28 protein-coding genes are annotated in these 26,934 nt (G+C 65.5%); 21 read left to right on the forward strand and 7 right to left on the reverse strand.

Annotated elements, in window-relative coordinates:
* Window positions 1-56 precede the first annotated feature (56 nt).
* Window positions 57-1,370 (reverse strand): adenylosuccinate lyase, encoded by a 1,314-nt coding sequence (purB, locus tag AC07M1_RS04175; protein ID WP_495161304.1) that lies wholly within the window; start codon window positions 1,368-1,370, stop codon window positions 57-59.
* 266 nt (window positions 1,371-1,636) lie between these two features.
* Between purB and AC07M1_RS04180 the strand changes: the two genes are divergently transcribed.
* Entirely contained in the window at window positions 1,637-2,155 is a 519-nt protein-coding gene (locus tag AC07M1_RS04180; protein WP_495161305.1) for an EF-hand domain-containing protein, read from the forward strand.
* A 256-nt stretch (window positions 2,156-2,411) separates the two neighbouring features.
* On the opposite strand, the gene radC is transcribed toward AC07M1_RS04180, so the two are convergent.
* Both radC and AC07M1_RS04190 read right to left on the reverse strand, forming a co-directional pair.
* Complete coding sequence (radC, locus tag AC07M1_RS04185; protein WP_495161306.1) at window positions 2,412-3,089, reverse strand: RadC family protein; 678 nt, start codon at window positions 3,087-3,089, stop codon at window positions 2,412-2,414.
* 45 nt (window positions 3,090-3,134) lie between these two features.
* Window positions 3,135-3,602 carry an OsmC family protein gene (locus AC07M1_RS04190; protein ID WP_495161307.1) on the reverse strand — a complete coding sequence of 156 codons (468 nt, stop codon included), beginning with the start codon at window positions 3,600-3,602 and terminating at the stop codon, window positions 3,135-3,137.
* Window positions 3,603-3,778: 176 nt separating this feature from the next.
* Between AC07M1_RS04190 and AC07M1_RS04195 the strand changes: the two genes are divergently transcribed.
* From AC07M1_RS04195 to AC07M1_RS04230, 8 genes are all read left to right on the forward strand, one after another.
* Window positions 3,779-4,096: an AtpZ/AtpI family protein gene (locus AC07M1_RS04195; RefSeq protein WP_495161308.1), complete on the forward strand. Its 318-nt coding sequence runs from the start codon at window positions 3,779-3,781 to the stop codon at window positions 4,094-4,096.
* A 63-nt stretch (window positions 4,097-4,159) separates the two neighbouring features.
* Entirely contained in the window at window positions 4,160-4,918 is a 759-nt protein-coding gene (locus AC07M1_RS04200) for a F0F1 ATP synthase subunit A (protein WP_495162811.1), read from the forward strand.
* 47 nt (window positions 4,919-4,965) lie between these two features.
* Window positions 4,966-5,193: an ATP synthase subunit C-like protein gene (locus tag AC07M1_RS04205; RefSeq protein WP_066573537.1), complete on the forward strand. Its 228-nt coding sequence runs from the start codon at window positions 4,966-4,968 to the stop codon at window positions 5,191-5,193.
* Between the two features lie 64 nt (window positions 5,194-5,257).
* A complete protein-coding gene (locus AC07M1_RS04210; RefSeq protein WP_495161309.1) occupies window positions 5,258-5,752 on the forward strand; it encodes a F0F1 ATP synthase subunit B family protein in 495 nt (164 codons plus the stop codon).
* On the forward strand, window positions 5,745-6,365 hold the full coding sequence (locus AC07M1_RS04215) for a F0F1 ATP synthase subunit B family protein (protein WP_495161310.1): 621 nt from the start codon (window positions 5,745-5,747) through the stop codon (window positions 6,363-6,365). Before AC07M1_RS04210 ends, AC07M1_RS04215 begins: the two co-directional genes overlap by 8 nt.
* A 76-nt stretch (window positions 6,366-6,441) precedes the next feature.
* Window positions 6,442-8,298, forward strand: coding sequence for a CHASE3 domain-containing protein (locus tag AC07M1_RS04220; protein WP_495161311.1), 1,857 nt, complete (start codon window positions 6,442-6,444; stop codon window positions 8,296-8,298).
* Between the two features lie 194 nt (window positions 8,299-8,492).
* Complete coding sequence (locus tag AC07M1_RS04225) at window positions 8,493-9,077, forward strand: outer membrane protein (RefSeq protein WP_495161312.1); 585 nt, start codon at window positions 8,493-8,495, stop codon at window positions 9,075-9,077.
* A gap of 128 nt (window positions 9,078-9,205) precedes the next feature.
* On the forward strand, window positions 9,206-10,120 hold the full coding sequence (locus AC07M1_RS04230; RefSeq protein WP_495161313.1) for an alpha/beta fold hydrolase: 915 nt from the start codon (window positions 9,206-9,208) through the stop codon (window positions 10,118-10,120).
* Window positions 10,121-10,165: 45 nt separating this feature from the next.
* Here AC07M1_RS04230 and AC07M1_RS04235 read toward each other — a convergent pair whose 3' ends face one another.
* Together AC07M1_RS04235 and AC07M1_RS04240 are read right to left on the reverse strand one after the other, a co-directional pair.
* Window positions 10,166-10,915 carry a class I SAM-dependent methyltransferase gene (locus AC07M1_RS04235; RefSeq protein WP_495161314.1) on the reverse strand — a complete coding sequence of 250 codons (750 nt, stop codon included), beginning with the start codon at window positions 10,913-10,915 and terminating at the stop codon, window positions 10,166-10,168.
* Between the two features lie 95 nt (window positions 10,916-11,010).
* Window positions 11,011-12,330 (reverse strand): amidohydrolase, encoded by a 1,320-nt coding sequence (locus AC07M1_RS04240; RefSeq protein WP_495161315.1) that lies wholly within the window; start codon window positions 12,328-12,330, stop codon window positions 11,011-11,013.
* Window positions 12,331-12,407: 77 nt separating this feature from the next.
* Here AC07M1_RS04240 and uvrC point away from each other — a divergent pair, with 77 nt between their 5' ends.
* Together uvrC and AC07M1_RS04250 are read left to right on the forward strand one after the other, a co-directional pair.
* Window positions 12,408-14,324 carry an excinuclease ABC subunit UvrC gene (uvrC, locus tag AC07M1_RS04245; RefSeq protein WP_495161316.1) on the forward strand — a complete coding sequence of 639 codons (1,917 nt, stop codon included), beginning with the start codon at window positions 12,408-12,410 and terminating at the stop codon, window positions 14,322-14,324.
* 313 nt (window positions 14,325-14,637) lie between these two features.
* A complete protein-coding gene (locus tag AC07M1_RS04250; protein WP_495161317.1) occupies window positions 14,638-14,889 on the forward strand; it encodes a hypothetical protein in 252 nt (83 codons plus the stop codon).
* A gap of 60 nt (window positions 14,890-14,949) precedes the next feature.
* Here the strand turns inward: AC07M1_RS04250 and AC07M1_RS04255 are convergent, their stop codons facing one another.
* Entirely contained in the window at window positions 14,950-16,200 is a 1,251-nt protein-coding gene (locus AC07M1_RS04255) for an MFS transporter (protein WP_495161318.1), read from the reverse strand.
* A 480-nt stretch (window positions 16,201-16,680) separates the two neighbouring features.
* Between AC07M1_RS04255 and AC07M1_RS04260 the strand changes: the two genes are divergently transcribed.
* From AC07M1_RS04260 to AC07M1_RS04285, 6 genes are all read left to right on the forward strand, one after another.
* Complete coding sequence (locus AC07M1_RS04260; RefSeq protein WP_495161319.1) at window positions 16,681-17,634, forward strand: polysaccharide deacetylase family protein; 954 nt, start codon at window positions 16,681-16,683, stop codon at window positions 17,632-17,634.
* Window positions 17,631-18,548, forward strand: a complete 918-nt coding sequence (locus AC07M1_RS04265) for a GNAT family N-acetyltransferase (RefSeq protein ID WP_495161320.1) — start codon at window positions 17,631-17,633, stop codon at window positions 18,546-18,548. Before AC07M1_RS04260 ends, AC07M1_RS04265 begins: the two co-directional genes overlap by 4 nt.
* 190 nt (window positions 18,549-18,738) lie before the next feature.
* Window positions 18,739-19,470: a DNA repair protein RecO gene (recO, locus tag AC07M1_RS04270; protein ID WP_495161321.1), complete on the forward strand. Its 732-nt coding sequence runs from the start codon at window positions 18,739-18,741 to the stop codon at window positions 19,468-19,470.
* 47 nt (window positions 19,471-19,517) lie between these two features.
* Window positions 19,518-20,564, forward strand: a complete 1,047-nt coding sequence (gene leuB, locus AC07M1_RS04275) for a 3-isopropylmalate dehydrogenase (RefSeq protein ID WP_495161322.1) — start codon at window positions 19,518-19,520, stop codon at window positions 20,562-20,564.
* The gene (locus AC07M1_RS04280; protein ID WP_495161323.1) at window positions 20,561-21,664 is read left to right on the forward strand and encodes a glycosyltransferase family 2 protein; all 1,104 of its coding nucleotides are present in this window, start codon (window positions 20,561-20,563) and stop codon (window positions 21,662-21,664) included. The genes leuB and AC07M1_RS04280 overlap by 4 nt, the downstream gene beginning before the upstream one ends.
* Window positions 21,665-21,706: 42 nt before the next feature.
* Complete coding sequence (locus AC07M1_RS04285; RefSeq protein WP_495161324.1) at window positions 21,707-22,657, forward strand: TraB/GumN family protein; 951 nt, start codon at window positions 21,707-21,709, stop codon at window positions 22,655-22,657.
* 1 nt (window position 22,658) lies between these two features.
* On the opposite strand, the gene AC07M1_RS04290 is transcribed toward AC07M1_RS04285, so the two are convergent.
* Window positions 22,659-23,897: a phospholipid carrier-dependent glycosyltransferase gene (locus tag AC07M1_RS04290; RefSeq protein ID WP_495161325.1), complete on the reverse strand. Its 1,239-nt coding sequence runs from the start codon at window positions 23,895-23,897 to the stop codon at window positions 22,659-22,661.
* 84 nt (window positions 23,898-23,981) lie between these two features.
* Between AC07M1_RS04290 and AC07M1_RS04295 the strand changes: the two genes are divergently transcribed.
* From AC07M1_RS04295 to AC07M1_RS04310, 4 genes are read left to right on the forward strand one after another with little or no spacing between them, the layout of a single operon-like run.
* Window positions 23,982-25,190, forward strand: coding sequence for a trans-sulfuration enzyme family protein (locus AC07M1_RS04295; protein ID WP_495161326.1), 1,209 nt, complete (start codon window positions 23,982-23,984; stop codon window positions 25,188-25,190).
* Entirely contained in the window at window positions 25,187-25,585 is a 399-nt protein-coding gene (gene apaG / locus AC07M1_RS04300) for a Co2+/Mg2+ efflux facilitator ApaG/CorD (protein WP_495161327.1), read from the forward strand. The genes AC07M1_RS04295 and apaG overlap by 4 nt, the downstream gene beginning before the upstream one ends.
* Window positions 25,582-26,376, forward strand: a complete 795-nt coding sequence (locus tag AC07M1_RS04305) for a LysR family transcriptional regulator (RefSeq protein ID WP_495161328.1) — start codon at window positions 25,582-25,584, stop codon at window positions 26,374-26,376. Before apaG ends, AC07M1_RS04305 begins: the two co-directional genes overlap by 4 nt.
* An 8-nt stretch (window positions 26,377-26,384) precedes the next feature.
* Window positions 26,385-26,921 (forward strand): GNAT family N-acetyltransferase, encoded by a 537-nt coding sequence (locus AC07M1_RS04310; RefSeq protein WP_495161329.1) that lies wholly within the window; start codon window positions 26,385-26,387, stop codon window positions 26,919-26,921.
* Window positions 26,922-26,934: the final 13 nt, after the last annotated feature.

Here is a 26,934-nt window from a genome sequence, read left to right on the forward strand (position 1 = left end):
CTCCCATTGTGTTACAGGAGCGTCACACTAACCGGCGGCGGCGTCAATCTTTGGTATTATTCCCCGAACACCCGGGCGAAGATCGTGTCGACCTGACGGAAGTGGTAATCGAGGTCGAACTTCTCCTCGATCTCCTGCGGCGAGAGCGCGGCGGTGACCTCGGCATCGGCCTTGAGCAGTTCGAGCAGCGACAGTTCGCCGTCGCTCTCCCACACCTTCATCGCGTTGCGCTGGACGAGGCGATAGCTGTCCTCACGCGACACGCCGGCCTGGGTCAGCGCCAGCAGCACGCGCTGCGAGTGGACGAGGCCGCCCATGCGGTCGAGATTCTTCTGCATCCGCACGGGATAGACCAGCAGCTTGTCGATCACGCCGGTAAGGCGCGCGAGCGCGAAGTCGAGCGTGATGGTCGCGTCCGGGCCGATGTACCGCTCGACCGAGGAGTGCGAGATGTCGCGCTCGTGCCACAGCGCGACATTCTCCATCGCGGGGATGGTCGCGCTGCGGACCATGCGGGCGAGGCCGGTGAGGTTCTCGGTCAGCACCGGGTTGCGCTTGTGCGGCATCGCCGACGAGCCCTTCTGGCCCGGCGAGAAATATTCTTCCGCTTCCAGAACTTCGGTGCGCTGGAGGTGGCGGACCTCGACCGCGAGGCGCTCGATCGAGCTGGCGATCACGCCCAGCGTCGCGAAGAACATCGCGTGGCGGTCGCGCGGGATGACCTGGGTCGAGACCGGTTCGACCGCGAGGCCGAGCTTGTCGGCGACATGCGCTTCGACGCGTGGATCGATATTGGCGAAGGTGCCGACCGCGCCGGAGATCGCGCAGGTGGCGATGTCGGCACGCGCCGCGAGCAGGCGCGCCTTGTTGCGGCTGAACTCGGCATAGGCTTCGGCCATCTTGAGGCCGAAGGTCACCGGTTCGGCATGGATGCCGTGGCTGCGGCCGATCGTCGGGGTCAGCTTGTGCTCATAGGCGCGGCGCTTGAGGACTTCGAGCAGCTGGTCGAGGTCTTCGAGCAGGATGTCCGATGCGCGGACCAGCTGGACCGACAAGCAGGTGTCGAGCACGTCGGAGCTGGTCATGCCCTGATGCATGAAGCGCGCTTCATCGCCGACATTCTCGGCAACCCAGGTCAGGAAGGCGATCACGTCGTGCTTGGTGACCGCCTCGATCGCGTCAATCGCGGCGACGTCGATCTGCGGCTTGGTCGCCCACCAGTCCCACAGCGCCTTGGCGGCGCTTTCCGGCACCACGCCCAGTTCGGCCAACGCCTGCGTGGCGTGTGCCTCGATCTCGAACCAGATGCCGAAGCGGGTTTCGGGCGACCAGATCGCGGTCATGGCGGGGCGGGAATAGCGGGGGACCATCGGAATGCCTTTCGTGCTGCGCGGGCGCCCCTAGCAAAGGTGCCGCGTTGCGGCAAACCGGGCGCACTGGCAAATAATTCCAATCAATTCGTCGTGAATTCTGCACGTCGATGCGATGAACTGAGTTTTGGTGCCGTCAAGTGGAGAATCCGTTAAATTAAATGATGGAACGTGATAAATATACAACGGGTTTAATGGATGCAGATCAATCGAGCTATCCTGAATCCTAATCCGGGATGTGGATAGAATAACTCAGGAGATATTCCATGATTAAGTCCATTCTTCTTGCTAGTGCGGTGATGATTTCGGCGCCGGTGCTTGCTCAGGAGGTTCCTGCTCAGGAAGCGCCGCCGCCCGCGGAGCAGCCGGCCCAGCCGGCAGAAGCTCCGGTCGCCACTGAACAGCCGGCGGAAACCGCGCAGCAGCCGCAGGAGGCGACTCCCGCTGAGCCGGCTGCTCCGGCCGAACAGCCGGCGCAAACCGCCGAGCAGCAGCCGCAGCCTGCGCCCCAGGGACAGCAGCCGGCGAACGCCACCCAGATCGCCGCTGTCGTCGATCAGGGCTTCCCGACCTATGACAAGGACGCCGACGGCAGCCTGAAGGCGGAAGAGTTCAGCAGCTGGATGGTTGCGCTGCGTTCGGCGAGTGAGCCTGCCTTCAAGGGCGAATCGGTCGCGGACAAGAAATGGCTGAGCGCGGCGCTCACCCAGGCCGATGCCGACAAGTCGGGCGGCGTGAACAAGGATGAGCTCAAGATCTTCCTGACGCCGGCTGCGGCTTCGTAAGCAAGGTTGCGCTCTAGGGGCGGGAACCTCGCATCTCCCGTCCCACGGCCGCCGGACTCCGGTCCGGCGGCCGCTTTGCGTGGGGCTGAGTCGTGCCGGGCAATCGAAGGGCTTTCCGTTCCTCCGCGTCGCCCGGCCTTGTGCCGAGGGCCACGAAGCCGCGACGGCGAGGCTCGAGCCTCTTGCTCCGTGCCTGCCTCCCGGTGGACCCCGGCACAAGGCCGGGGTGACGGAGGGGCGGGGGCGTCGGCGTCGGCTACATCAACCCCATCGAGCGCAGGCTCGAATGGCCTTCGGTGCCGATGATGATGTGGTCGTGAACCGCGATGCCGAGTCTTTTGCCGGCCTCGACGATGTTGCGAGTCAGCTCGATATCGGCGCGGCTGGGGGCGGGATCGCCGCTTGGGTGGTTGTGGACTAGGATGATCGCCGCCGAACCCAGGTCGATCGCGCGGCGGATCACCTCGCGGACATAGACCGGCGCCTCGTCCACCGATCCTTCCTGCATCAGCTCGTCACGGATCAACATGTTGCGGCTGTTCATGTGCAGCACGCGCACCCGCTCGATAACGTGGTGGGCCATGTCGGCGCGGAGGTAATCGAGCAGGGCCTGCCAGTTCGCCAGCACCGGCCGCGCCGCGACCTCGCCGCGCAGCAGGCGCAGCGCCGCGGCGTGCGCGATCTTGATCGCCGCGACCGACGTTTCGCCCATCCCCGGCACCCGCGCGATCGCCTCGGCGTCGGCGGTAAGCAGGCCGCCGATGCCGCCGAATTCGTGGATCAGCGCCTTGGCCAGCGGCTTGGTATCGCGCCGGGGAATGGCGAGCGCGAGGAGATACTCGATCAGCTCGTGATCGAGCAGCCCCTCGCCATCGGTCAGCAGCCGCTGGCGCAGGCGGGCGCGGTGGCCGCTAGTGTCCGAACCTTCCCCCATGCCCCGGTTGTTTCGCGAAAGCCGGAAGCATTCAAGGGGGCTCGTCTACACCTCGATGAAGCGCGGCTCGTAGCTGACGGGGAAATTCACCGATCGCGCGATGAAGCAATAGTCGTGGATCTCGTGATGGATCGCCTCGGCGCGGACGAGATCTGCGCCCTGTTCGACCTCGATCACCGGGCGGAGCGTGGCGCGCAGAAAGCGTCCCGCACCGTTCTTCGCCGTCTCGCCGACGCCGACCGGACGGTCGACATAGCTCCGCACGACGATCCCCGCGCTCGACGCGAGGTGCAGGTACCAAAGCATGTGGCAGGACGCGAGCGAGGAGATCAGCAGGTCTTCCGGATTGGGCTTTGCGGGGTCGCCGCCCAGCAGCGGATCGTTCGAGCAGGCGATGACGGGCTTGCCCTCGATGCGGATTTCCCAAGTGCGATCGTAACCGCGATAGCTGCGCGTGCCTTCACCGCGATCACCGGTCCATTCGATGCGCGACTCATACTCATGCTCGGTCATGCTGGCCCTCCCTTGGCGCGGCAGCCATAATCCCCCCGCGCGCGTCGCGCCAAGCGCCGAATATTGCACTGCGGTTGACTCGGGGCACCCCCCTTTCTAAAGCGCGCCTGCCTTGGCGGGCTCGCCGCTTGGTATATGCGTTTAGCCTAGTGTCACAGGCACTGAGGAGAGACGATATGGCCGAGAACGAGCCCGGACTGGACCCCCTCAAGGAGGATGCACGCGTCACTTCGCTCAACGAGCGGCTGGCACGGGCACAATCCGAAGAGGCGATCCGCAAGGGCGAGGGCAACGGGGAAGACGGGCGCAACTATCGTCTGGGCAACCGGGTTCTCGCCGAGCTGATCGGCGGGCTGTTGGGAGGCGGGGTGATCGGGTGGACGCTCGATTATTTCCTCGGCACCTCTCCCTGGCTCCTGCTGGTGATGTTGACCCTTGGGGTCGTCAGCGCCTTCAGGAACATCATTCGGATTTCGAACCAGCGCTCGAAATGACTTTCGGGCGCTTCGGTTACATGGGAAGCGGACGTGGCTGAAGAAGCAGGCAAGATCGACCCGATGCACCAGTTCGAGGTGCAGTCGATCGCCGACATGTTCAATGTCGGTGGACATCAGATCGCCTTCACCAACAGCGCGCTGTGGCTGATCGCGGCCGCGGCTTTGCTGTGGGTCTTCATGCTCGGCGGGATGAAGCGTCAGGTTGTGCCTGGCCGCTGGCAGATGGCGGTCGAGGGCTTCACCGGCTTCATCGACAAGCTGCTGGAAGCGAATATCGGCAAGGAAGGACGCAAATTCCTTCCCTATGTCTTCTCGCTGTTCATGTTCATCCTGTTCGCCAATATCGTCGGCCTGCTTCCGCTGGGCCTGATCCCCGGGGTGCATCCCTTCACCGCGACCAGCCACTTCACCGTCACCGGCGTGCTGGCGATCCTGTCCTTCTCGATCGTGCTGATCGTCGGCTTCGCCAAGCATGGTCTGCGCTTCTTCAAGCTGTTCGTGCCCCATGGCACGCCGATCCCAGTGCTGCTGCTGGTGGTGCCGATCGAGATGGTGTCGTTCATGGTGCGGCCGTTCAGCCTCGCGCTGCGACTCTTCGTCGCCATGACCGCGGGCCATATCCTGCTGAAGGTGCTGGCCGGCTTCATCATCATGTCGGGACCGACCGGCTGGGCGATCCCGGTAGGCGCGGCCAGCTTCGCGCTGATGGTCGGCGTCTCGGCGCTCGAATTGCTGGTGGCGGGCGTGCAGGCCTATGTCTTCGCGCTGCTCACCTCGCTCTACATCAACGATGCCGTGCACCTGCACGAACATCATTGATCCGCTTTCTTGTTGAACCTTTGAACTTTTGAACTGGAGTTAGAATCATGGACGCAGAAGCAGCAAAGCTCCTCGGTGCAGGTCTCGCGGCGGTTGGCGCGGGCCTCGCAGCGCTCGGCGTGGGCGCGGTGTTCGCCGCCTTCCTGCAGGGCGCACTGCGTAACCCGGGTGCGGCCGCTGGTCAGCAGGGCAACATGTTCATCGGCTTCGCGGCCGCCGAGCTTCTCGGTCTGCTCGCGTTCGTCGTTGCAGTCCTGCTGATCTTCGTCGCCTAACACTCGTCTGAACTTCCACGCCGGATGGGCCTAGCGCTCGTCCGGCGGCGGAAGGGGAATTCCGATGCCTCAGATATCCCAGCTCGCGGCAACCTATGCGTCGCAGATCTTCTGGCTTCTGCTGACCTTCGGCTTTGTCTTCTTCGTCATCGGCCTGGGTATGGTGCCCAAGGTGCAGGGGACGATCGACAGCCGTGACAAGTCGGTGGCCGACGATCTCGCCGCCGCCGAAGCCGCGCGCGCCCAGGCCGATGCGGCCGAGGAAAACTGGCGGCAGCAGGAGAATGCGGCGCGTGAGCAGGCGCAGACCCTGCTCGCCAAGGCGCGCGACAAGGCCGCTGCGGCGACCGCCAAGTCGCTCGCCGGCGCCGCCGAGAAACTGAACGCCAAGCTGGCCGAGGACGAGGCGCGCATCGCGGCTTCGACCAAGTCGGCGCTGGCGGAAATCGAATCGGTCGCGGCGGACGCGGCGCAGGACATCGTCGCGCGCCTCTCCGGCGTGAAGACGACTGCCGCCGAAGCCAGCAGCGCGGTGAAGACGGTGATCGCCAATGGCTAATACGCAAACCCTGCCCCCGGCTTCGGCCGAGGTCGCGAACCGGCTGGAAAACGCCGACAAGCTTGAGGGCATGCCGCATGCCAGCACCGAGGCGAAGGCTGGTGCCGAGCATCATGCCGAGCCGACCGCGCTTGGCCTGGACGCGACCATGTGGGTTGCGGCGGCGATGGGTATCCTCATCCTCGTCGCGGTCTGGAAGGGCGTGCCGAAGCTGATCGGCGGGATGCTCGACAAGCAGATCGCGGGCATCCGCGCGCGTCTGGCCGAAGCCGAGCAGCTGCGTACCGAAGCCGAAGCGCTGCGCGACGAATATGCCGCGAAGCTGGCCGGCGTCGAGACGCAGGCGGCGGCGATGGTCGCGCATGCCGACGAAGAGGCGAAGGCGCTGGTGGCCAAGGCCAAGGCTGACGCGGATGAGCTGGTGAAGCGCCGCGCCAAGATGGCCGAGGACAAGATCGCGGCAGCCGAACGCGCCGCGCTCGATCAAGTCCGCACCCATGCCGCCGATGCGGCGACCCGGGCGGCGGCGGCGATCATCGCGCAGAAGCACGATGCGGGCGCCGACAAGCCGCTGGTCGATAGCACCATCGCGGGGCTGTCGCGGCTGAACTGATCCTGCCTTCAGGGGCTGATCGCAAAAAAGGGCGTGGCATCTTGCCGCGCCCTTTTTTTCACGTACGGTCGACCGCATGGGGGAAGCTCGCCGAGATCGTGGGCTGATTGCGCTGACCATCGGCTTCGTCGTGATCGCGGCGGCCGTGCTGGGCACCCTTACGTTGTTCAAGCGCCAGCAGACCGCGCAGCGAATGGTGGTCCATACGCTCAAGGTCCAGGAACAACTGAGCACGATCCGCTCGCGCCTTCAGGACGCGGAGACCGGACAGCGCGGCTATCTGGTGACGCGCGACCCGGGCTATCTTCAGCCCTATTTCGATGCCCGTCGCGAGCTGACTGGCGATCTCGGCGCGCTGAGACCAATGGTGGCCGATCATCCGGATCAGCTTCTCGCCGCCGACCAATTGGCACAATGCGCGATCGCGCGTGTCGAGCGACTGTCCGTGGGGCTGGACCAAGCGCGCGCGGGGCATTTTGATCGTGCCACCGAACTGGTCCGGGCCGGGATCGGCAAGACGCTGATGGATCGTTGCCGCACGATCATCGGCGCGATGAAGGCGCAGGAGAGCCGCTATCTGACGGAGCGGTCCCAGGCGCTGGCGAGCTGGTCCGCCTGGCTCACCTTGTGGCTGATCACGAGCGCATTCGTGGTGTTTGCACTTGCCGCCTATGCCGCGCGCGACGCGCGCCGTCGTGCGCGCGTCGCCATCGAGGTGGGCGACGCGCTGCTCAAGGCGAATCGCAGGATCACCGAAGAGGCGGCGAACCGCGCGGCGGCCGAGGCGCAGCTGCGCCAGATGCAGAAGATGGAATCGATGGGCCAGCTGACCGGCGGGGTCGCTCACGACTTCAACAACATGCTCGCGATCGTCATCGGCAGCCTCGACATGGTGAAGCGGCGGTTCAAGACCGATCCGGACAAGGCGCGCGCTGGAATCGACAATGCGATGGAGGGCGCGGAGCGCGCGGCCCAGCTCACGGCGCGATTGCTCGCCTTCTCGCGTCAGCAGCCGCTCGCGCCCCGAGCGCTTGATGCAAACAAGCTGGTGGGCGGCATGTCCGAACTGTTGCGCCGGACGATCAGCGAGACGATCCGGATCGAAACGGTGCTGGCGGGCGGTCTGTGGGCCACCTTCATCGACGGCGTGCAGCTCGAGAACGCCCTGCTCAATCTGTGCGTCAACGCGCGTGACGCGATGCCGGGCGGGGGCCATCTGACCATCGAAACCGCGAACTCGCACCTGGACGACGGCTATGCCGCAACCCATGGCGATGTCGCGCCAGGCCAATATGTGATGGTGTCGGTAACCGATACCGGCACCGGCATGCCGCCTGAGGTGATCGAACGCGCCTTCGAACCCTTCTACACGACCAAGGGGGTGGGGAAGGGGACCGGGCTGGGTCTCAGCCAGGTGTTCGGCTTCGTCAAACAGTCGGGCGGGCATGTGAAAATCTATTCCGAGCCTGGTGTCGGCACGACGGTGAAGCTCTATCTGCCGCGCCATTTTGGCGAGGCGGAGGCGCCGGGCGCGCTGCTCTCGCCGGATGCACTGCCGCGGGCCAAAGCGGACGAGATCATCCTGGTGGTCGAGGATGAGGAGGGCGTACGGCACATGTCGGTCGATGCGCTGCGTGAGCTGGGCTATGTCGTGGTTCAGGCGTCGGACGCCAGCCAGGCGCTGACCGTACTGGAGATACAGCCGCGGATCGACCTGCTCTTCACCGATGTCGTCATGCCGGACATGAACGGCCGCGTCCTTGCCGACCGCGCGCGCCAGATGCGGCCTGAGCTGAAGGTCCTCTACACCACCGGCTACACTCGTAACGCGATTGTCCATAACGGGATGCTGGACCATGGCGTCGCCTTCCTGGCGAAACCGTTCACGGTCCAGCAGCTGGCGCTCAAGGTTCGCGACGTCCTCGACGCCTGACACCCGCCGTTGATCTGAGGTTCAGCGTTGGGGCGGACTAAATTCCACGCGCCATAATTCGAGCAAATAACTGCCCGGCTCCGAAACGATCACTGGTTCCGGCCGATATGCAGCGGCCGAGTCCTGCTCGAGGAGCATCGCGTACCCCTTTGCCGGCCCCCTTGCCGGCACCCCGACCATTGAGGAGACACACCATGCGAATTCTCGCCACAGCCCTGATTCTGCCTGCCGCGCTCGCCGCGGTCCCCGCCGCCGCGCAGGATGCCGCGCCGTTCACCGGCCCCAGCATCGTTGTGATCGGCGGTGTCGATCACGCCAGCGGCGGAGGCTTCAAGGACACTGGCGTCCTGTACGGCGGCGCTGCCACCTATGATCTGGGCGCGGGCAAGCTGCGCTATGGCGTGGAGGGGGAAGTGACCGGATCGACCAAGAAGGGCTGCGAGACCAGCGTGGTCGTTGCGAATGACCGCGCCTGCTCCGAAACCGGGCGTGACTTCTATGTCGGCGGCCGTCTCGGTGCGGTGGTGAGCGACAACGTCATGATCTACGGCAAGGCCGGCTACACCAACGCCCGGCTCGGTGGGACCTATGACTCGCCCGCCACGACGGCGAATCCCGATAGCAGCTCGGCAGGGAATCACGGCGGCTACCGGCTCGGCGCGGGCATCGAGTATAATATGGGCAAGTTCGTCGCCCGCACCGAATATCGTTTCTCGGACTATAGCGGGATCGTCGGCAGCCGCCATCAGGGCACCGTCGGCCTCGGTTTTCGCTTCTGATTGCTTCGCCCGCGCGGGTTCTGCCGCGCGGGCGAAGTTTTTTCGGATCGCATGTCGAAATCGGCGATTGCCGTTCGTCGTCCTCATGAAGGCGCTCAAACCCGCGCGCCGGAACAGGAGACGAAGACATGTTCGCAACGATCCGCTCGCACCTGCTGCTCGCCGCCGCCGCTCTGGCCACGCCGCTCGCCGCTCACGCCCAGACCGCACCGACCGCCACCACCCAGTCCGCGGTCCGCTCAGGCGCCGTCGAAGTGGCGGGGATCGCCTATCATTACGAGATCTACGGCCAGGGTGAGCCGCTGCTCCTGCTCCATGGCGGCCTCGGCTCGATCGAGATGTTCGCTCCGATCCTGCCCGCGCTCGCCGCCGGGCGTCAGGTGATCGCCGTCGATCTTCAGGGCCATGGCCGCACCCCGCTCGGAACCCGCCCGATCGCGATCGAGCCGATGGGTGGCGACATGAACGTTCTGCTCGACAAGCTCGGCTATAAGCAGGTCGATGTAATGGGCTATTCGATGGGCGCCGGGGTCGCCTTCCAGCTCGCCGCCCAGCATCCTGATCGTGTGCGCCGCCTGGCTTTGGTGTCGATGACCCTGTCCACCGCCGGCATCCAGCCCGAGATGGTGCCGATCCAGCGGCAGCTCACCGCCGCGATGGCGCCGATGATGAAGGGCACGCCGATGTACACCAGCTACGCCGCGCGCGCGCCGAAGGTCGAGGATTTCCCGCGCCTGCTCGACCAGATGGGCGACCTGATGCGCCGCGACTTCGATTGGTCGTCGCAGGTGAAGGCGCTGACCATGCCGGTGATGCTGGTGGTCGGCGATGCCGATATGTGGCGGCCGGAGGGGAGCGTCGACTTCTTCAAGCTGCTCGGCGGTGGCCAGCGCGACGGCGGGTGGCAGCGTGAGCATGTGACGAAGCATCGCCTCGCCATCCTGCCCGGCCGCACCCATTACGACATCTTCCTCGCGCCCGAACTGGTGCGCACCGTGCGCCCGTTCCTTGACGGCAAGGAAGGCCGCGCCGACTGGCAGTAACGGACGCGGGCGCCGTTCCGTACGGGAGCGGCGCCCGAAGGCGCTCTACTGGGCGCGCGGTTTCACGAATTTGAACACGAACTGGTCGGTCTTGCCGCGGACCGACTTGTCGAAGACGTTTGTGGTGTGCGGATCGGTGGTGTTGCGCAGCAGGTCGAGCTTGCCCGCGAAGCGGAAACCCGCCTTCTCGATTTCGCGCCGCGCCAGATCAGGATCGATCCGGTGAAGGAGGTTCGGCGCCTTGTTCTCCGGATCCGCATTGGCGACGTGATCGACGACCAGCAGCACGCCGCCGGGCCTCAACGCGTCGTAGAGCTTGCGGGTCACCGCTTCGCCCGTGCCCTTGGGGAAGGGGGCGAGGAACATGTCGTGGTAATTCTGAACGGTGACGATCGCATCGAGCTTTTCGGGGAAGCTGAACGCGGCGAGGCTGTCGTTCAGCGCGACGGCGTTGGCGAGGTCGGCGACCGTAGCCTCCTGCTCCTTGCTATAGGCGGCGCGGAACTTGATGAACTCGTCGGGTTGATAGGCATAGACCTTGCCCTTCGCGCCGACGAGCGGGGACAGAATGCGCGTCCAGTACCCGCCGCCCATCACGAAGTCCGCGACCTTGTCGCCGGGCTTGATCCCCGCGAATGCCAGCAACTCTCCGGGTTTGCGCGCTGCGTCGGTTGCGCGCTGGTCGGCCGGGCGTGCCGGATCGGTCAGCGCGGCGGTAATGGCCGGCGTTAGCTTTTGCGCGGCAAGCGGAGCAGCGGCGGCGAGCAGGATCGCGGCGGTAATGGCAAGCTTCATGGCATTCCTCCCATTGCTTTGACGCACGACAGGCTAAAATGCGCCCGGCCGCCCGCAATCGCCTTTCGACGAACGGCTGGCGGCCGGATGACGGGCTATTTCTTGAGCAGGTCGAGCACCGCCACGGTCATCGCCGTCGTGCCGAGCGTGACCGACGGCTTGGGATCGATCTTGAAGAAGGGCGAATGGTGCGCGGGTACCGGCTTGCCGCCATTCTTGCCCGCGTCGATGTCCGCCTGGGGTGTGCCGCCGACCACGAAATAGGCGCCGGGCACGCCCGTATCCTTCTGGATGAAATAGGCGAAGTCCTCGGCGCCCATGCCCTGGCGTTCCTCGAAATGGATGATGTCGTTGCCGAACGCGCCGGTCAGCGCGCCGCGCACCCGCTTGGTCAGCGCCGGGTCGTTGAGCGTCACCGGGGTCGATTCGAAGCCGACCTTGACCTGCGGCAGCTTGTCTTCGGGCATGCCGTTCATGCGGCCGACATTGGTGGCGATGCGCTTGATCCCGTCGATCAGCTTCTTGCGCGTGTCCTCATCGTCCGAACGGATGGTCAGCTGAAGCTCCGCCTTGTCGGAGATGATGTTGTGCTTGAAGCCCGAATGGAACGAACCGACCGTGACCACGCCGGGCTTCAATGGCGCGATCTCGCGGCTGACCAGGGTCTGCAGCGCCATCACGATCTCGGCACCCATCACGATCGGGTCCTTGCCCATATGCGGCGCGGCACCGTGCGTGCCGATGCCGGGAATGGTGATGTCGACGCTGTCCGACGACGAGCTGCTGATCCCCGGCTCCAGCCCGATCTTGCCCGTCGGGATGCCCGCGGTAACGTGGAAGGCGACCGCGTAATTGGGCTTGGGGAAGCGTGTATAGAGGCCGTCGGCCATCATCCGCCGCGCGCCGTCGATCCGTTCCTCGCCGGGCTGGACGACGAACACCACCGTGCCTTTCCACCGATCCTTCAGCTTGGCGAGCTGGCGCGCGGTGCCGATCAATGACGTGATGTGCACGTCATGGCCACAGGCGTGCATAACCGGCTTCACCACGCCATCGATATCGGTCTGGGTGACGCTGGACATGTAGGAAAGCCCGCTATCCTCCTTGAGCGGCAGGCCGTCCATGTCGGCGCGCACCAGCACCACGGGGCCGTCGCCATTCTTCATCACGCCGACCACGCCGGTCCCGCCGACGCCCTCGGTCACCACGATGCCGCCGACCGCGCGCAACTCCTTCGCCATGATCGCGGCGGTGCGCGTTTCCTTGAACGACAGCTCGGGGTTCTTGTGGAAGTCGAGGAACAGCTTCTCGAGATGCGCGGCATAGTCCGCATCCACCGCCGGGGCGAAGTCCGGTCCGGCGAGCGCGGGCGCGGCGAGCAGCGATGTGGCGAGCAGAGCGGTAAGCATACGCATGTGACAGTCCCCCAATTGATTTTCGGCAAAGCTATCAGATGGAAACCGGTGTGCAATCCGCTTACATCGCGCGGAGCATGTCGGACCCCAATTCCCCCAATCGCTTCAACGAAGAAACCGCCACCTATGCCGTGCGTGGGTCGGAAACCCCCGATCTCGACACTGGCGTGGCGGCGATCCGCAATGTCCTGAAGACGCTGCCCGCGCGGCCTGGCGTCTACCGCATGCAGGATGCGCGCGGCGACGTGCTCTATGTAGGGAAGGCGCGCGCGCTCAAGAATCGCGTCGCCAATTACACCCAGCCGGCCAAGCTCTCGAACCGCCTGCGCCGCATGATCGCGCAGACCCGGTCGATGACCGTGGTGACCACCAATAACGAGGCGGAGGCGCTGCTGCTCGAGGCGCAGCTGATCAAGCGCTTCCGTCCCGCCTACAACGTCCTGCTGCGCGACGATAAGAGCTTCCCGTACATCCTGTTGCGCGGCGATCACGCGTTTCCGCGCGTCCAGCTCCATCGCGGCGCACGGCGGATCAAGGGCGACTATTTCGGCCCGTTCGCGGGCGCGGGACAGGTGCGCAAGACGCTCAACGCTCTGCAGAAGCTGTTCCTGCTGCGGTCGTGCACCGACGGCTTCTTCAACACCCGCGACCGGCCATGCCTGCTCTACCAGATCCGCCGCTGCTCGGCGCCCTGCGTCGATCGTATCGATCAAGCGGGCTATGAGGAACTCGTTGCGGACGCGCGCGACTTCCTGTCGGGCAAGTCGACCAAGGTCCAGGCCAAGCTCGGCGAACAGATGCAGGCTGCCGCCGAGAATCTCGATTTCGAGCTGGCGGCGGTGCTGCGCGACCGCTTGAAGGCGCTAACCTTCATCCAGGGGTCGCAGGCGATCAATGCCGAGGGGGTGGGCGACGCCGATATCTTCGCGCTCGCCGCCAAGCAGGGCACGATCGGCATCCAGGCCTTCTTCATCCGCGGTGGGCAGAATTGGGGCCATCGCGCCTTCTTCCCCGCGCACACCGCCGAAGTGCCGGAGGAGGAGGTACTGAGCCAGTTCCTCATGCAATTCTATGAAGAGGTGCCGCCGCCGCGCACCATCTTCGTCGACCGCAACATGGACGATCTGAAGCTGTTGTCGGAGGCGCTGGCCGAACGCGCGGGGCGCAAGGTCGCGATCGGCATGCCGCAACGGGGCACAAGGCGGCGGCTGCTGGAACAGGCGAAGCGCAACGCGGTCGAGGCGCTCGACCGGAGGCTCGCCGAATCGACCACCCAGGCGAAGAATCTGCGCGACATCGCCGACCTGTTCGGGCTGGCCGATCCGCCCGACCGGATCGAGGTCTACGACAATTCGCACATTCAGGGGACCAATGCGGTCGGTGCGATGATCGTCGCCGGGCCGGAGGGGTTCCGCACCAGCCAGTATCGCAAGTTCAACATCAAGAGCGCCGCGACAGACGACGATTTCGCGATGATGCGCGAAGTGTTCACGCGCCGTTTCAGCCGCGCGCAGGAGGAAGATCCCGATCGCGACAAGGGCGTGTGGCCCGATCTCGTCCTGATCGACGGCGGGCGCGGCCAGCTCAATGCGGCGCGCGGCGTGCTCGAGGAACTGGGGATCGAGGATGTCTGCATGGTGGGCGTCGCCAAGGGGCCGCATCACGGGCGCGAGGGGCGCGAGGTGTTCCACCTGATGGACGGCAGCGAGCGGATGCTTCCGGTCAACTCACCGGCGCTGTTTCACATCCAGAAGCTGCGCGACGAGGTCCACCGCTTCGCGATCGGTGCGCACCGCCAGAAGCGCGCCAAGGCGCTCACCGCCAGCCCGCTGGACGAGGTGCCCGGTATTGGTCCCGCGCGGAAAAAGGCGCTGCTGATGCACTTCGGCACCGCGCGCGCGGTGCGCGGGGCGAGCCTCGAGGATCTGCGCAAGGCGCCGGGGGTCAGCGCCGCGGTCGCGCAGCAGGTCTACGATTTCTACCACGCGCGGTGATGGGCCGATCGAGCCTGAGTCCGGTATTTGGTGGATTCCGGAAATTGTCGATCGACAACGGATCGCCCGGAAGTTGACGAAGTTACGCGGAACGCGATTTATTCTGTCAACTTTGTCGCCTTTGTCCGGCGGGGGTTCCGAGAACCATTGAACCGAACGGATCGACGCAATCAAAGAGCCGCCGCCACGCGACCCGCCGATGCAAGCAAACCAATTCCAACATTGCAAGCACGGCGGCTATCGATTGGCTAGCTGCCATTCCATTGATTAGGGTCAATCGAGCATGCAACCTAAGCGACTCCACATCATGCGAATGAAGGCTATCGCTGAACCAGCGATGGACTTGGCGTTGGAACGCGCCGGTATCTCCAAAATCGGTCTGTTCGTGACGATGCACCCGAAGGCTACTGAGACCGAGGGAAAGGGTGTGTTCGAGTATGCGCTTCACGAGAACGGTTCCGAATTGCCTTCCGTAAAAGCGCGAGCAACAGTCGACATATTCAGCGGTGATGTTCAGGCGGAAGCATCAGCAACCGGTTGGAACCCTTGGCCGCTTGCAAGCTAACGACTGCTATGAGGTCGTTTGCCGACTGTCCGCTTCCGGCGTTCCGGCACCGAGGGGCCTTCAGCCGGGCTCCGGCGCCCTTGTCTGAAGCGGGTCGCTTCGCACCAGTCGGCCGCAAAGAACCATCAGGAACGCGGCAAGCACGGCGATGCCGCTGAGCAGGATAAACGGGATCCGGTACGATCCCGTCGCGTCGAAGACATAGCCCACGCCCGCCGGACCGACCGCCGCGCCCAGGTTGAACGCCGTCGTCATCACCGCGATCACCCGGATCATCGCGACCGGGCCGAAGATCTGGCGGGACAGCACCGGGATATTGACGAGGAAGCCGCCCTGCGTCGGTCCATAGACGATCGCGAGAAGGACGATCGTGCCGACTCCGCCGACCGGCAACGTCAGCAGTACGCCAAAGGCGGCGATGAAGAAGCAGGCAGCCGCCCCGCTCGTCGAGAAGCGTTGGATCAGCCAGCCGAAGCCGATCTTCCCAACATTGCTCATCAGCATGACGCTGGAGAAGCCGATGGCGGCAATGCCAGCGCCGAGCTGCACCTCGCGGTCGAGAAACAGGAAGAGATGGGTGGCGACCGATTCATCGACGAGACCGATGAGGAAGTTCGAGCAGAGCAGGAGGATCAAGACGGACGAGAAACGAATGCTGCGGAACGCGTCCGCCGGGCTTTCGTCGACAGCCGGGCCATCCTCCGTTCGCGCAGACGGCTGGACATGTTCGCGCGCGCCCCACAGCAGGATGGGCAATGCGACGAACCAGATTCCGGCGCTCATGATCAATACGGCACTGCGCCAGCCATAGGCATCGACCGCGACGGTGGTCAGCCACGGGACCACCACGCCAGCGGAACTCAGGCCGATAAAGGCGATCCCCACCGCCACCCCCTGGCCCTCCACGAACCATTGGGACACGAAGATCTTCATCGAGGTCGCCGTACCAAGCGCGCTGAAGCCCAACAGCGCTCCGACGAGGTAGAGCATGGGCAGGGTCGTGGCATTGGCGAACATCGCCAGCGCCACGCCCGCCATCACGGCGCACAGGACGGCAAGGCGCTTGACGCCGAACCGTTCGACCAGGTGGCCCGTGAAGAATGCGGTGGCGGCGCCGACACCGAATTTGATCGAGTTGAGGGTCGATACATCCCCTCTCGACCAGCCGGTATCGTCCTGGATGGCGCCGAGCAGCACCGGAATCATCATCGCCGGGATGCCGACCGTGCAGAACAGGATCGTGAAGGCGACGAACAAATTGCGGCGAGCCGCCTTCCGCTCGCTGGGAGCTGGAAGATCGTCTGGGCCCAAGGAACGCGATTTGATCATGATACCTCGAAAGCCGGCGAGAAGCCGGGCGTCATGTGATGCGGTCAGGCGAACGACGATCCCGATATCGCTCGGTGAAAGGGTCGCGCCGTCCTGGGATATGCAAACCGCATCGTGTTTGAACGTGAGGGCGGCGACATGTGCCACCCGTTGCCGCGGGGATCATGCGCGCAAACGGCGCGCCCGGCGGCCAATCAGGCGGGGAGCATCAACTGAGGATGCCGGTCCGGCTCATGACAAGGGCGAAGGAGACAAGGCTGAAGCGGCGGATCGTCATACCGGTCATCGTTACGCTCCGTCCCGAATTACGCCTCGGACATATGGACCTGTGTTGCCTGCCTTGCGCTCCAGCTCAAGAATTTTCTCGAAGCGCGGGGCTTTCAGCTTCCTGCGGAGGGGGCTGGAATGCCGGATGATGTCCGGATTTGGGATTTCTTCACGGGGGAAGGATAAAGCGGCGTCATGCCGACTCGCGCGTTCCTGACTGTCGATACCGAATTGATGTGGCGTCACCACGCCGCTGGGCTGGACATTGGCGACATCGCCGAACGCTCGCTCGAGCCGGCGGGGGTCGGGATCGGCTATCAGCTGCGCAAGCTTGCCGAGCATGATTTGAAGGCGACTTTCTTTGTCGATCCCATGCCCGCCGTCGCCTATGGCATCGAGCCGATCAAGCGCGTTGTCGGCGCGATCCTTGAGGCGGGGCAGGAGGTGCAGCTGCATCTCCACCCCAATTGGGCCGCGGCGAGTGCCGAGGATCGCACCAAGCACGCCTCGTTCGAGCTGATCGACTTCACGCTGGCCGAGCAGCGCGAGCTGATCCGTGCGGCGTCCGACCTGCTGGTCGCGGCCGGCGCGCCTCGGCCGATCGCCTTCCGTTCGGGCAGCTATTCGGCGAGCGACGACACGCTGACCGCGCTGGCCGAACTCGGCATCCGCTACGATTCGAGCCACAACGGCTCCGAACATCCCTGGCCCAGCGCGATCGGACTGCACGAGCGCCAGATCGCCCCGGTCGAGCATCGCGGAGTGATCGAGCTGCCGGTGACGCTGATCGAGGATCGCGCCGGGCATCTGCGCCATTTCCAGATCTGCGCGCTGTCGACCGGGGAAATGCGCGATGCGCTCGACCATGCGGCGCGCGCGGGGCACGCCGCGGTGACGATCGTCAGTCACGGGTTCGAGCTGGCCACGCGCGCCGGCACCCGCGCCAATGGCGTTCATGTCGGCCGGTTCGACGCCTTGTGCCGGATGCTGGATGCCCGCCGCGACGCGATCGTCACCAGCCACTTCACCGACCTTTCCCATCTACCGTTGGACCATAATGACGTTCCCCTCGGTCCCAGCCTGATCCGCACCCGCATCCGCCAGGCGCAGCAGCTCTGGTCGAACCTCGTCTCGGAACGCGTCGCGTGACTCATATTGCTGCGGCTGCGCTCAACTTCCGCATCGGCGCGCGCACCGTGCTGCGCGTCAAGCGTGCGCTTATGCCGGTTACGCTGAGCCTCGATGCCGCGCGCGAAGGGCGGTTGCCGGCGCTTCCACCGCTGCCCGACGAAGCGCAGGGTTACGTCGTCACCTCGCTGCCCGAAGATCGGGTCGAGGCGATGACCGAGGCCTCGGGCGGGATGATCGGGTTCGTTCGCCAGCGCTACACCCGCTACTTCACCGACCTGAGCGGATCCTATGACGCGTATCTTGCCGGCCTGTCGTCGAGTGCCCGGCAGGGCGTGAAGCGCAAGGCGAAGAAAGTCGCTCAGGCGTCGGGTGGAACGCTCGATGTGCGCCGCTTCCGCACCGCCGCCGAACTGCAGCTATTCCACGGCATCGCACGCGGCATTGCGGTCAACACCTATCAGGAAAAGCTGATGGGAGAGGGGCTGCCGGATACGCCGGAGTTCGTCCGTACCATGGCGGAGATGGCGGCTGCGGACGACGTGCGCGCCTGGCTGCTCCATATCGGCGGCAAACCCGCGGCGTATCTTTACTGCCCGGCGGCGGGGGAGACGCTGATCTACGAATATGTCGGGCACGACACCGCGTTCAACGACCTGTCACCCGGCGCCGTACTGCAGATGGAGGCGTTCCAGGACTTGTTCGAAGAGGGTCGGTTCGCACGCTTCGATTTCACCGAGGGTGAGGGGCAGCACAAGCGCCAATTCTCGACTGACGGTGTGGCGTGTCTTGATTTGCTGCTGCTGCGCCCGAGCCTCGCCAACCGCGCGGCGACCACGGCGCTGGGTGGTTTCAATCGAGCGGTTGCGGGTGGCAAGGCATTGGTCGAGGCCGCCGGGCTGGACGGGCTGAGCAAGAAGCTGCGGCGGGGATAAGGTTCGCGACAGCTTAGGCATTCGGCGTCATCCCGGCCTTGCACCGGGATCCACGGCGCCTCGCACGATGCGATTGAGCCGTTTGCGTAATGCTCGCCTCCCGGTGGATCCCGGCACGAAGCCGGGATGACGAGGCGGGCGGCGCAGACATTGATTCCCGTGTCCGGTCAGACGGTCTAAGCCTCCCGCCATGCACCTCGCTGCCTCCGCCATCGTCCTCTCGATCCGCCCGCACGGCGAGTCCGGCGCGATTGTGCGTGCATTGACGGCGGAGGTCGGGCTGATGGCTGGCTATGTCCGTGGCGGTCGGTCGCGGCAACTGCGCCCGGTGCTTCAGCCGGGCAACGTCATCCTGGGCGACTGGCGCGCGCGGACCGAGGAGCAGCTGCCCGCGCTCACCGTCGAGCTGGTGCACAGCCGCGCGCCGATGTTCCGTGAGCCGTTGCCCGCAGCGGCGTTCGAATGGGCAACCGCGCTGACCGCAGCGGCGTTGCCCGAGGGGCAACCCTATCCGCTGATCCATGCCGCGCTGGGCGGGATGCTCGACGCGATCGAGGCGGCGCCGGCGGCGCGCGGCTGGGCCGCGGCATTGGTGCGGTACGAGCTGCTGATGCTCGCCGAGCTTGGCTTCGGACTCGATCTTGACCGCTGCGCCGCGACCGGGACCAACGACGATCTTGCCTTTGTCAGTCCGAAAAGTGGCATCGCGGTGAGCCGATCGGGGGCTGTCGGCTATGAATCGCGCCTGCTGTCTCTGCCGCGCTTCGTGGTCGTTGGCGGGCCGGCGGAGTGGGAGGACATCTTCGCGGGCCTGCGACTCACCGCCCATTTTCTCGAGCGCGACTTGTTGCATGGCAGGGCCGCCGAGGTGCTGACGGCCCGCGCACGGCTGGTCGACCGACTCAACAGGGCGGTTGCGTGATGGCGCCAAGGCGGTAAGGCGCGCGAGACCTCACGATTGGAGAACCCATGCCGTTGATCGCAGTTCTTCCCGGCGACGGGATCGGCCCCGAAGTCACCGCGCAGGCGCGCCGCGTTCTGGACGCGCTCGATCTGGGGCTGACCTTCGAGGAGGCGCCGGTCGGCGGCGCGGCCTATTTCAGCGACGGCCATCCGCTTCCCGCGCGCACGCTTGACCTAGCCAAGCGGGCCGATGCGCTGTTGTTCGGTGCGGTCGGCGATCCGCGTGGCGACAATCTGGAACGCCATCTGCGCCCCGAACAGGCGATCCTGGGCTTGCGCAAGGAATTGGAGCTGTTCGCGAATCTGCGTCCCGCGAGACTATTCCCCGGCCTGGAAGACGCTTCGACGCTGAAGCCCGAAGTGGCGAGAGCGATCGACATGGTGATCGTGCGCGAGGTGAATGGCGACGTCTATTTCGGTGAAAAGGGCATGCGCACCACCGCGGACGGCCGCCGCGAGGGCTATGACATCATGTCCTACAACGAGGACGAGGTTGCGCGCATCGCCAAGGTCGGGTTCGAGACGGCGCGCGTGCGCAACCGCAAGGTCTGCTCGATCGACAAGGCCAACGTCCTTGAAACCTCGCAGCTGTGGCGTGACGTCGTGATCGAAGTGGCGCGGGACTATTCCGACGTCGAGCTCACGCACATGTATGTCGACAATGCCGCGATGCAGCTGGTGCGCAATCCGGGGCAGTTCGACGTGATCCTTACCGGTAATTTGTTCGGCGATATCCTGTCCGACCAGGCAAGCATGTGCGCGGGTTCGATCGGCATGCTGCCCTCGGCGACGCTGGGCGGCTCGGGCAAGGGGTTGTACGAGCCGATTCACGGATCGGCGCCCGACATTGCCGGGCAAGGCAAGGCCAACCCGTGCGCAACGATCCTTTCGGCTGCGATGCTGCTGCGCTATTCGCTGGGCATGGAGGAAGCGGCAGACCGGATCGAGGCGGCGGTTACAGCGGCGCTGGTCGCCGGCGCGCGCACCGCCGACCTTGGCGGCGCGCTGTCGACGGAGGCAATGGGCGACGCGGTGCTGGAGGCGCTTGCATGAGCGCTGAGCCGCTCGAACTGGCGGTCATCGTCCCGACCTTCAACGAGCGGCGCAATGTGCCGATCCTCGTCGCTGCGCTCGACAAGGCGCTTGCCGGCCGGCGCTGGGAAGTGATCTTCGTCGATGACGACAGCCCGGACGGCACCGCCGATGCCGCGCGCGCGCTGGGTCGGATCGATCCGCGCGTCCGGGTGATCCAGCGGATCGGGCGGCGAGGGCTCTCTTCGGCGACGATCGAGGGGATGTGCGCCACCGCCGCGCCGCATGTCGCGGTGATCGACGGCGACATGCAGCATGACGAGACGCTGCTGCCGAAGATGCTCGACGCGCTCCAGGCCGATGCGACCTTGGACGTGGCGATCGGATCGCGATTCGTTGACGGCGGCGGCACCGGCGAGTGGGATAAGGACCGCGTCGCCAAGTCGGCGCTGGCAACGAAGCTGTCGCGCCGCGTGCTCAAGGTAGACCTGAGCGATCCGATGAGCGGCTTCTTCATGGTCCGCAGCGAGGTGGTGCGAGAGATCGTGCCGCACCTGTCGGCGATCGGCTTCAAGATCCTGCTCGACATCATGACGGCGAGTTCGCGGCCGCTGAAGTTTGTCGAGCTGCCCTATGTCTTCCGCACCCGCCAGGAGGGGGAGAGCAAGCTCGATCACGTTGTCGCGATGGAATATCTGATCGCGCTGTATGACCGGATGTTCGGGCGTGTGATCCCGGTGCGGTTCGCGATGTTCTCGGGCATCGGTGCGCTCGGCGCTGGCGTGCATTTCGGCGCGCTTTGGCTGTTCTATCGTCTGTTCGGGTACAGCTTCCTCACGGGCACGATCGTCGCGACTTTGGTGGCGATGACGTTCAACTTCTTCCTCAATAACGCGCTCACTTACCGCGACGCACGGCTGAAGGGATTCCGCCAGTTGCTGGATGGATGGATCGGCTTCTGTCTGGTCTGCTCGGTGGGAGCGATCGCCAATGTCGGCGTGGCGGCGTTCCTGCATGACGTCCAGCAGGCGCAATGGGCGCCATCGGCGCTGGCGGGGATCGTGGTGGCTGCGGTGTGGAATTTCGCGCTGTCCTCGCGCTTCGTGTGGGGGCGATACTAGGGCTGCCTTATTGCGGCTTTGATCGCGCGCGAGGAGGGCGTCATGTGCTCTTCCCGCTCCCTGTTTCTCGCGCTTGCCCTGTTGTCGGTGAGTGCTGTGGTTCCCGCTGCCGCGCAGGAGGTTGCGCCCGATCCCGAACAAGAGGTGGTCGTCACCGCGCGGCGGTCGGGCGCGCCGATGTGGACGATCGAGACGCCGACGGGAGTCGTGCTGCTCGTCGGCGAGATCACCAACGTGCCTCAGGCGACGCCATGGCATCCCGATCGGCTCGAAACAGCCACGACGGGTGCCCAGCGCATCATTCTGGGTACCAAGGCTAAGGTTTCGCCGGGCGATATCCTGCGGCTCATCTTCAAGGGCGGCAAGCTCACCAAGCTGCCCGACAAGGGCATCGCCGCAGACTATCTGGACGCGAAGCGGCTGGCGCGCCTGCAGGCGCTCGAAGCGCGGTACGGGCAGAGCTACGACCGGCGCAATTTCCTGATGACGGCATTTGACCTGCTCTCGAAGCGGCTAGCGTTCAGCAAGGACACCGCCGACGATGCGACCGACGTCGTGCGCAAGGCTGCCCGGCGCGCGGATATCGTCACCCGACCGGTCGGCGAGGTGCGTGGCGAGGATATGCTCGACAACCTGTTCGCGGCGACGCCCGCCAGCCATCTCCCGTGCCTCGACGCCGCGATGGCGGCGGCCGAGATCGGCCCCGATCTCGTGACGGCTCGTGGCAGGGCGTGGACCCGCTTCGACGTGTCCGCGGTCATGACGAACCCGCTTGAAACCGCGCTGGGACGCTGCTGGCCATGGACCGACGGCAGCTTCGGCCCCGCGCTGCGGGGGCACTGGATCGAGGCGATCGATGAGGCGATTGCGCAGCCCGGCGTAACGCTCGCCGTGGTGCCGCTTCGGGTGCTTGCGGAAGAGGGTGGGGTGCTCGACCAGCTTGATCGCCGCGGACTGGCGGTCGAGGGGCCGGTCTGGCGCGCGACCCGTTAGTTCAGGCCCAGCTGGACAACCACATCCAGCGTTCGAAGCCCCGGTTGCTGGGCAGTGCCAGCGCCGACAGGATCGGGTAGAAATAGGCGAACAGGCCGACGCAGAGCACCAGATACCATTCGTCGTTGCGCTTCACCCGGGCGGCATAGTGATGAAATGCGACCGCCAAAGCGACGGACAGGATGATGCCGGGGAGATAGTAGTAATAATAGAATCCCAGCGACTTCGGGATCACCGCCCACACGGCGATCGAGAAGGTCCAGAGGGCCGCCGCGGCGAGCGGCACGCCCGCCTTCTCGCGCAGTCCGGCCCACCAGCAGGCCGCGACGGCGATCAACCCGCCCCACATGATCGCCGGATTACCGATCAGCAGCACGCCGCGCGTCGCGCCCTGATCAGGTTCGTAGAAGTACCAGATCGGCCGGATCAGCAGCGGCCAGCTCCACCAGTCGGACTGGTAGTTATGTGGGGTAAGCTGCTGGGTCTGGAGACTCAGCATCTCGAGCTGGAAGGGAATCAGCCTGGCCAGTGTGAGCGGATCGGTTTCGTAGAAGAAGGCCGGCGCGAAGGTCAGGAAATAGGTGGTGATGCTAACCCCGCCGAGAATGGCGAGGCCGGAAAACCAGCCCATGCCGCCAAATCGTTCGGCATGACCACGCCGCAGCCACAGGGACGCGGCGCAGGCCAGCGCGACATAGGGGATCGCCGCCCATTTGACCCCCACCGCGCACCCGAACAGTATCGCACAGGCGATCCAGTGCCGGCGTGCGTGCGGCGAATCGGCCTGCATCGCCCACAGGAATGCTGCGCCCGCCCAAACCAGGAACAGCCCGAGAAAGGCGTCGAGCATGCCGATCCGCGCCTGAATGAAGACCAGCTGACCCAGCATCGCGAACAACGCGGCGAACAGCGCGGGCCGGGTCGTGCGCGTAAGCTTGAGCGTGAAGGCGTACACCCCGACGATCGTCAGCGCCCCGGCGACAACGGACAACGCTCGCCAGCCGATGGGGTTATCGCCAAAGATCATAATCCCAAGTGCGATCAGTGACTTGCCGAGCAAGGGGTGTTCGATGTTCACCGGGTGCGACAGGTCGAGCAGCACGCGCGCGGCGGGGACGTAGTGCACTTCGTCGAACATCAGGATGCTCGGGCGCTGCACGCCGATGCCGAACAGCAACAGCGCCGCGATGCCGATCAGCAGCGCCAGCAGGACGGGGCGTTGTGCGAGGCGATCGAGCATCCGGCGATGCGATAGCGCAGCTTTGCGCGCTCGTCACCCGCCTGCCCTTGCGCGCCTGTGGGCAACGCTTCTAGAGGGTTCGCCATGAAGCGTCGTACCGGACAAGATCGCGAGATCACCAAGAACTGGAAGCCCGCAACCCTGGCCGTGCGCGGGGGGACCGCGCGCAGCGAGTGGGGCGAGACGAGCGAAGCGCTCTTCCTGACCTCGGGCTATGCCTATGATTGCGCCGGCGACGCCGCCGCGCGCTTCTCGGGCGACCAGCAGGGCATGACCTATTCGCGCCTGCAGAATCCGACGGTCGAAATGCTCGAGCAGCGCATCGCGTTGCTCGAAGGCGCCGAGGCGTGCCGCGCGACGGCATCGGGCATGGCCGCGATGACCGCGGCTTTGCTGTGCCAGCTCTCGGCGGGCGATCATCTGATCGGCGGGCGTGCCGCCTTCGGTTCGTGCCGCTGGCTGACCGACACGCAGCTTCCCAAGTTCGGGATCGAGACGACGGTCGTCGATGCGCGCGATCCGCAGCAGTTCGTCGATGCGATCCGCCCGAACACCAAGGTATTCTTCTTCGAGACTCCGGCCAATCCGACGATGGATGTGGTCGATCTGAAGACGGTGTGTGCGATCGCCAAGGAACGCGGCATCGTCACGGTGGTCGACAATGCCTTCGCCACCCCCGCGCTGCAGCGCCCGATGGATTTCGGCGCCGACGTCGTGGCCTACTCGGCGACCAAGATGATGGACGGGCAGGGCCGCGTGCTCGCGGGTGCGGTGTGCGGGACCGAGGAGTTCATCAACAACACGCTGCTGCCCTTCCACCGCAACACCGGGCCGACGCTGTCGCCGTTCAATGCCTGGGTCGTGCTCAAGGGCCTTGAGACGCTCGACCTGCGCATCCAGCGGCAGAGCGAAAATGCGCTGAAGGTCGCGCGCTTCCTGGAGGGGCGCGTGCCGCGCGTCAATTTCCCCGGCCTGCCCAGCCACCCGCAGCATAATCTGGCGATGAGCCAGATGGCGGCTGCCGGGCCGATCTTCTCGATCGAACTGGATGGCGGACGCACTCAGGCGCACGGCCTGCTCGACGCGCTGGGGCTTATCGACATCTCGAACAATATCGGCGATTCTCGTTCGCTGATGACTCACCCGGCCTCCACCACGCACAGCGGCGTTGCCGAGGACCAGCGCCTGCTGATGGGCGTGGGCGAGGGAATGCTGCGCCTGAACGTGGGCCTTGAGGACCCGGAGGACCTGATCGCCGATCTCGATCAGGCCCTCGGCTCGGTCGGGTTGTGAAGGCGCTTTTCTCTCAGGAGGAAATCACGCGCGACATCGTCGTGCGCGTGTCGGTGAGCTATTTGCCCGAACAGTCGGAGCCCGATCGCGGGCGCTGGTTCTGGGCCTATCATATCCGCATCGAGAACCAGTCGCATCAGGCGGTGCAGCTGCTGACGCGCCACTGGATCATCACCGATGGGCGCGGTTCGCGGCATTCGGTCGAGGGTGAGGGTGTGGTTGGCGAGCAGCCGATGATCGTACCGGGTGCCAGCTACGACTATGTCTCGGGCTGCCCGCTCGCGACCCCGACCGGGTCGATGCAGGGAAGCTATCGCATGGTCGGTGCTGACGGCATGGAGTTCGACGTGGCGATCCCAAAATTCACTTTGTTGGCCCCGGCGGTAGCGGAATGAAGCGGACACATCTTCCCCTGAACGGCCTGCGCGTGCTCGACGCGGCGGCGCGGCATCTGTCCTTCACGCGCGCGGCGGACGAGCTGGCGGTGACTCCGGCGGCGGTCGGCCAGCAGATCCGCGCGCTCGAGGATACGCTGGGCGTGGTGCTGTTCCGACGTACCACCAAGGGGCTGGAGCTGACGCCCGAGGCCGAGGCGGGGCTTGCCGCATTGCGTGCAGGCTTCCTGCAGTTCGAGGAATCGGTGCGGGCGATGCAGGCTGGGCAATCATCCAAGTCGCTGACCATCGCGGCGCCGCGCGACCTGACCGAGAAGTGGCTGATGCCGCGTCTGGCCGAGATTGCACGCGACGATGCCGAGCTGCGTTTCGTGCTGGTGACGGCGGACGACGCCATCGACTTCACCGAGGCCAATCTCGACCTGGCGATCCGCTGGGGCGAAGGGCCGGGTGAGCATGAGGGCGAGGCGCTGGAGAGCGACGGCATGGTGACCGTGGGCCGGCCCGGCTCCAACGCCGACACACCGATCGCATGGCCGGGCTGCGTCGCTGAAGAGGGCGTGGCGCTGGTTCGCGTGGGCGACGCCGGGCTGGCACTCGACGCGGCGGCGCAGGGGCTTGGCCGGGCGACCGTGCCCGAACTGCTGGCGCGCGACGATATCGATGCCGGGCGCGTGGCGGTGCTGGGCGACCCCAAGGCGTCACGGCTTGGCTATTGGATGGTCGCACCACTGCCGCAGTGGCGGCAGAAGAAGGTGAAGACGCTGGTCGAGGCGCTGGGCGAAGCTTGACCCCGCCAATGCGCGAAACGATCGTGATCGAGACGCCGCGGCTGACCCTGCGGCCGCGCACGCTCGACGATGCCGAGGCGTTGCACGCGGCGTTCACCGATGTGGACGTCATGCGATACTGGTCCCGCCCGCCGCACACGAGTGTGGAGGAAACGCGCGCGGAATTGGCGTACGACGCGCCCGAGTGGCGCCGCTGGGCGATCACGCTCAAGGACGACGATACCGCGATCGGCGTGGTCGTGGCGGGCGAGAAGCGGCAGGGCAACGTCACCGAGATCGGTTACATCCTCGTCCGCGACTATTGGGGTAGCGGCATCGCGCGCGAGGCGGTGTCGGCGGTGATCGATCGGATCTTCGCCGAGGGGCAGCGCCGCGTGTTCGCGGATACCGATCCGGACAACACGCCGTCGCGCGCGATGCTGGAACGGCTGGGATTCAAGCTCGAAGCGCTGCTGCGCGCCGAGTGGGAGACGCATTTGGGCGTGCGCGACACCACCATCTATGGGTTGCTGCGCGAGGAATGGGGCGGTGCCGCCCGGCCTTAGCGATCCGGTTCGG

The organism is Sphingomonas sp. GW821-FHT10C01, assembly GCF_059415525.1.

What these genes read in the sequence shown, in the direction of transcription:
- purB (WP_495161304.1), bottom strand. Translation starts at nt 1,370, where the DNA reads ATGGTCCCCCGCTATTCCCGCCCCGCCATGACCGCGATCTGGTCGCCC.
- AC07M1_RS04180 (WP_495161305.1), top strand. Translation starts at nt 1,637, where the DNA reads ATGATTAAGTCCATTCTTCTTGCTAGTGCGGTGATGATTTCGGCGCCG.
- radC (WP_495161306.1), bottom strand. Translation starts at nt 3,089, where the DNA reads ATGGGGGAAGGTTCGGACACTAGCGGCCACCGCGCCCGCCTGCGCCAG.
- AC07M1_RS04190 (WP_495161307.1), bottom strand. Translation starts at nt 3,602, where the DNA reads ATGACCGAGCATGAGTATGAGTCGCGCATCGAATGGACCGGTGATCGC.
- AC07M1_RS04195 (WP_495161308.1), top strand. Translation starts at nt 3,779, where the DNA reads ATGGCCGAGAACGAGCCCGGACTGGACCCCCTCAAGGAGGATGCACGC.
- AC07M1_RS04200 (WP_495162811.1), top strand. Translation starts at nt 4,160, where the DNA reads ATGCACCAGTTCGAGGTGCAGTCGATCGCCGACATGTTCAATGTCGGT.
- AC07M1_RS04205 (WP_066573537.1), top strand. Translation starts at nt 4,966, where the DNA reads ATGGACGCAGAAGCAGCAAAGCTCCTCGGTGCAGGTCTCGCGGCGGTT.
- AC07M1_RS04210 (WP_495161309.1), top strand. Translation starts at nt 5,258, where the DNA reads ATGCCTCAGATATCCCAGCTCGCGGCAACCTATGCGTCGCAGATCTTC.
- AC07M1_RS04215 (WP_495161310.1), top strand. Translation starts at nt 5,745, where the DNA reads ATGGCTAATACGCAAACCCTGCCCCCGGCTTCGGCCGAGGTCGCGAAC.
- AC07M1_RS04220 (WP_495161311.1), top strand. Translation starts at nt 6,442, where the DNA reads ATGGGGGAAGCTCGCCGAGATCGTGGGCTGATTGCGCTGACCATCGGC.
- AC07M1_RS04225 (WP_495161312.1), top strand. Translation starts at nt 8,493, where the DNA reads ATGCGAATTCTCGCCACAGCCCTGATTCTGCCTGCCGCGCTCGCCGCG.
- AC07M1_RS04230 (WP_495161313.1), top strand. Translation starts at nt 9,206, where the DNA reads ATGTTCGCAACGATCCGCTCGCACCTGCTGCTCGCCGCCGCCGCTCTG.
- AC07M1_RS04235 (WP_495161314.1), bottom strand. Translation starts at nt 10,915, where the DNA reads ATGAAGCTTGCCATTACCGCCGCGATCCTGCTCGCCGCCGCTGCTCCG.
- AC07M1_RS04240 (WP_495161315.1), bottom strand. Translation starts at nt 12,330, where the DNA reads ATGCGTATGCTTACCGCTCTGCTCGCCACATCGCTGCTCGCCGCGCCC.
- uvrC (WP_495161316.1), top strand. Translation starts at nt 12,408, where the DNA reads ATGTCGGACCCCAATTCCCCCAATCGCTTCAACGAAGAAACCGCCACC.
- AC07M1_RS04250 (WP_495161317.1), top strand. Translation starts at nt 14,638, where the DNA reads ATGAAGGCTATCGCTGAACCAGCGATGGACTTGGCGTTGGAACGCGCC.
- AC07M1_RS04260 (WP_495161319.1), top strand. Translation starts at nt 16,681, where the DNA reads ATGCCGACTCGCGCGTTCCTGACTGTCGATACCGAATTGATGTGGCGT.
- recO (WP_495161321.1), top strand. Translation starts at nt 18,739, where the DNA reads ATGCACCTCGCTGCCTCCGCCATCGTCCTCTCGATCCGCCCGCACGGC.
- leuB (WP_495161322.1), top strand. Translation starts at nt 19,518, where the DNA reads ATGCCGTTGATCGCAGTTCTTCCCGGCGACGGGATCGGCCCCGAAGTC.
- AC07M1_RS04280 (WP_495161323.1), top strand. Translation starts at nt 20,561, where the DNA reads ATGAGCGCTGAGCCGCTCGAACTGGCGGTCATCGTCCCGACCTTCAAC.
- AC07M1_RS04285 (WP_495161324.1), top strand. Translation starts at nt 21,707, where the DNA reads ATGTGCTCTTCCCGCTCCCTGTTTCTCGCGCTTGCCCTGTTGTCGGTG.
- AC07M1_RS04290 (WP_495161325.1), bottom strand. Translation starts at nt 23,897, where the DNA reads ATGCTCGATCGCCTCGCACAACGCCCCGTCCTGCTGGCGCTGCTGATC.
- AC07M1_RS04295 (WP_495161326.1), top strand. Translation starts at nt 23,982, where the DNA reads ATGAAGCGTCGTACCGGACAAGATCGCGAGATCACCAAGAACTGGAAG.
- AC07M1_RS04305 (WP_495161328.1), top strand. Translation starts at nt 25,582, where the DNA reads ATGAAGCGGACACATCTTCCCCTGAACGGCCTGCGCGTGCTCGACGCG.
- AC07M1_RS04310 (WP_495161329.1), top strand. Translation starts at nt 26,385, where the DNA reads ATGCGCGAAACGATCGTGATCGAGACGCCGCGGCTGACCCTGCGGCCG.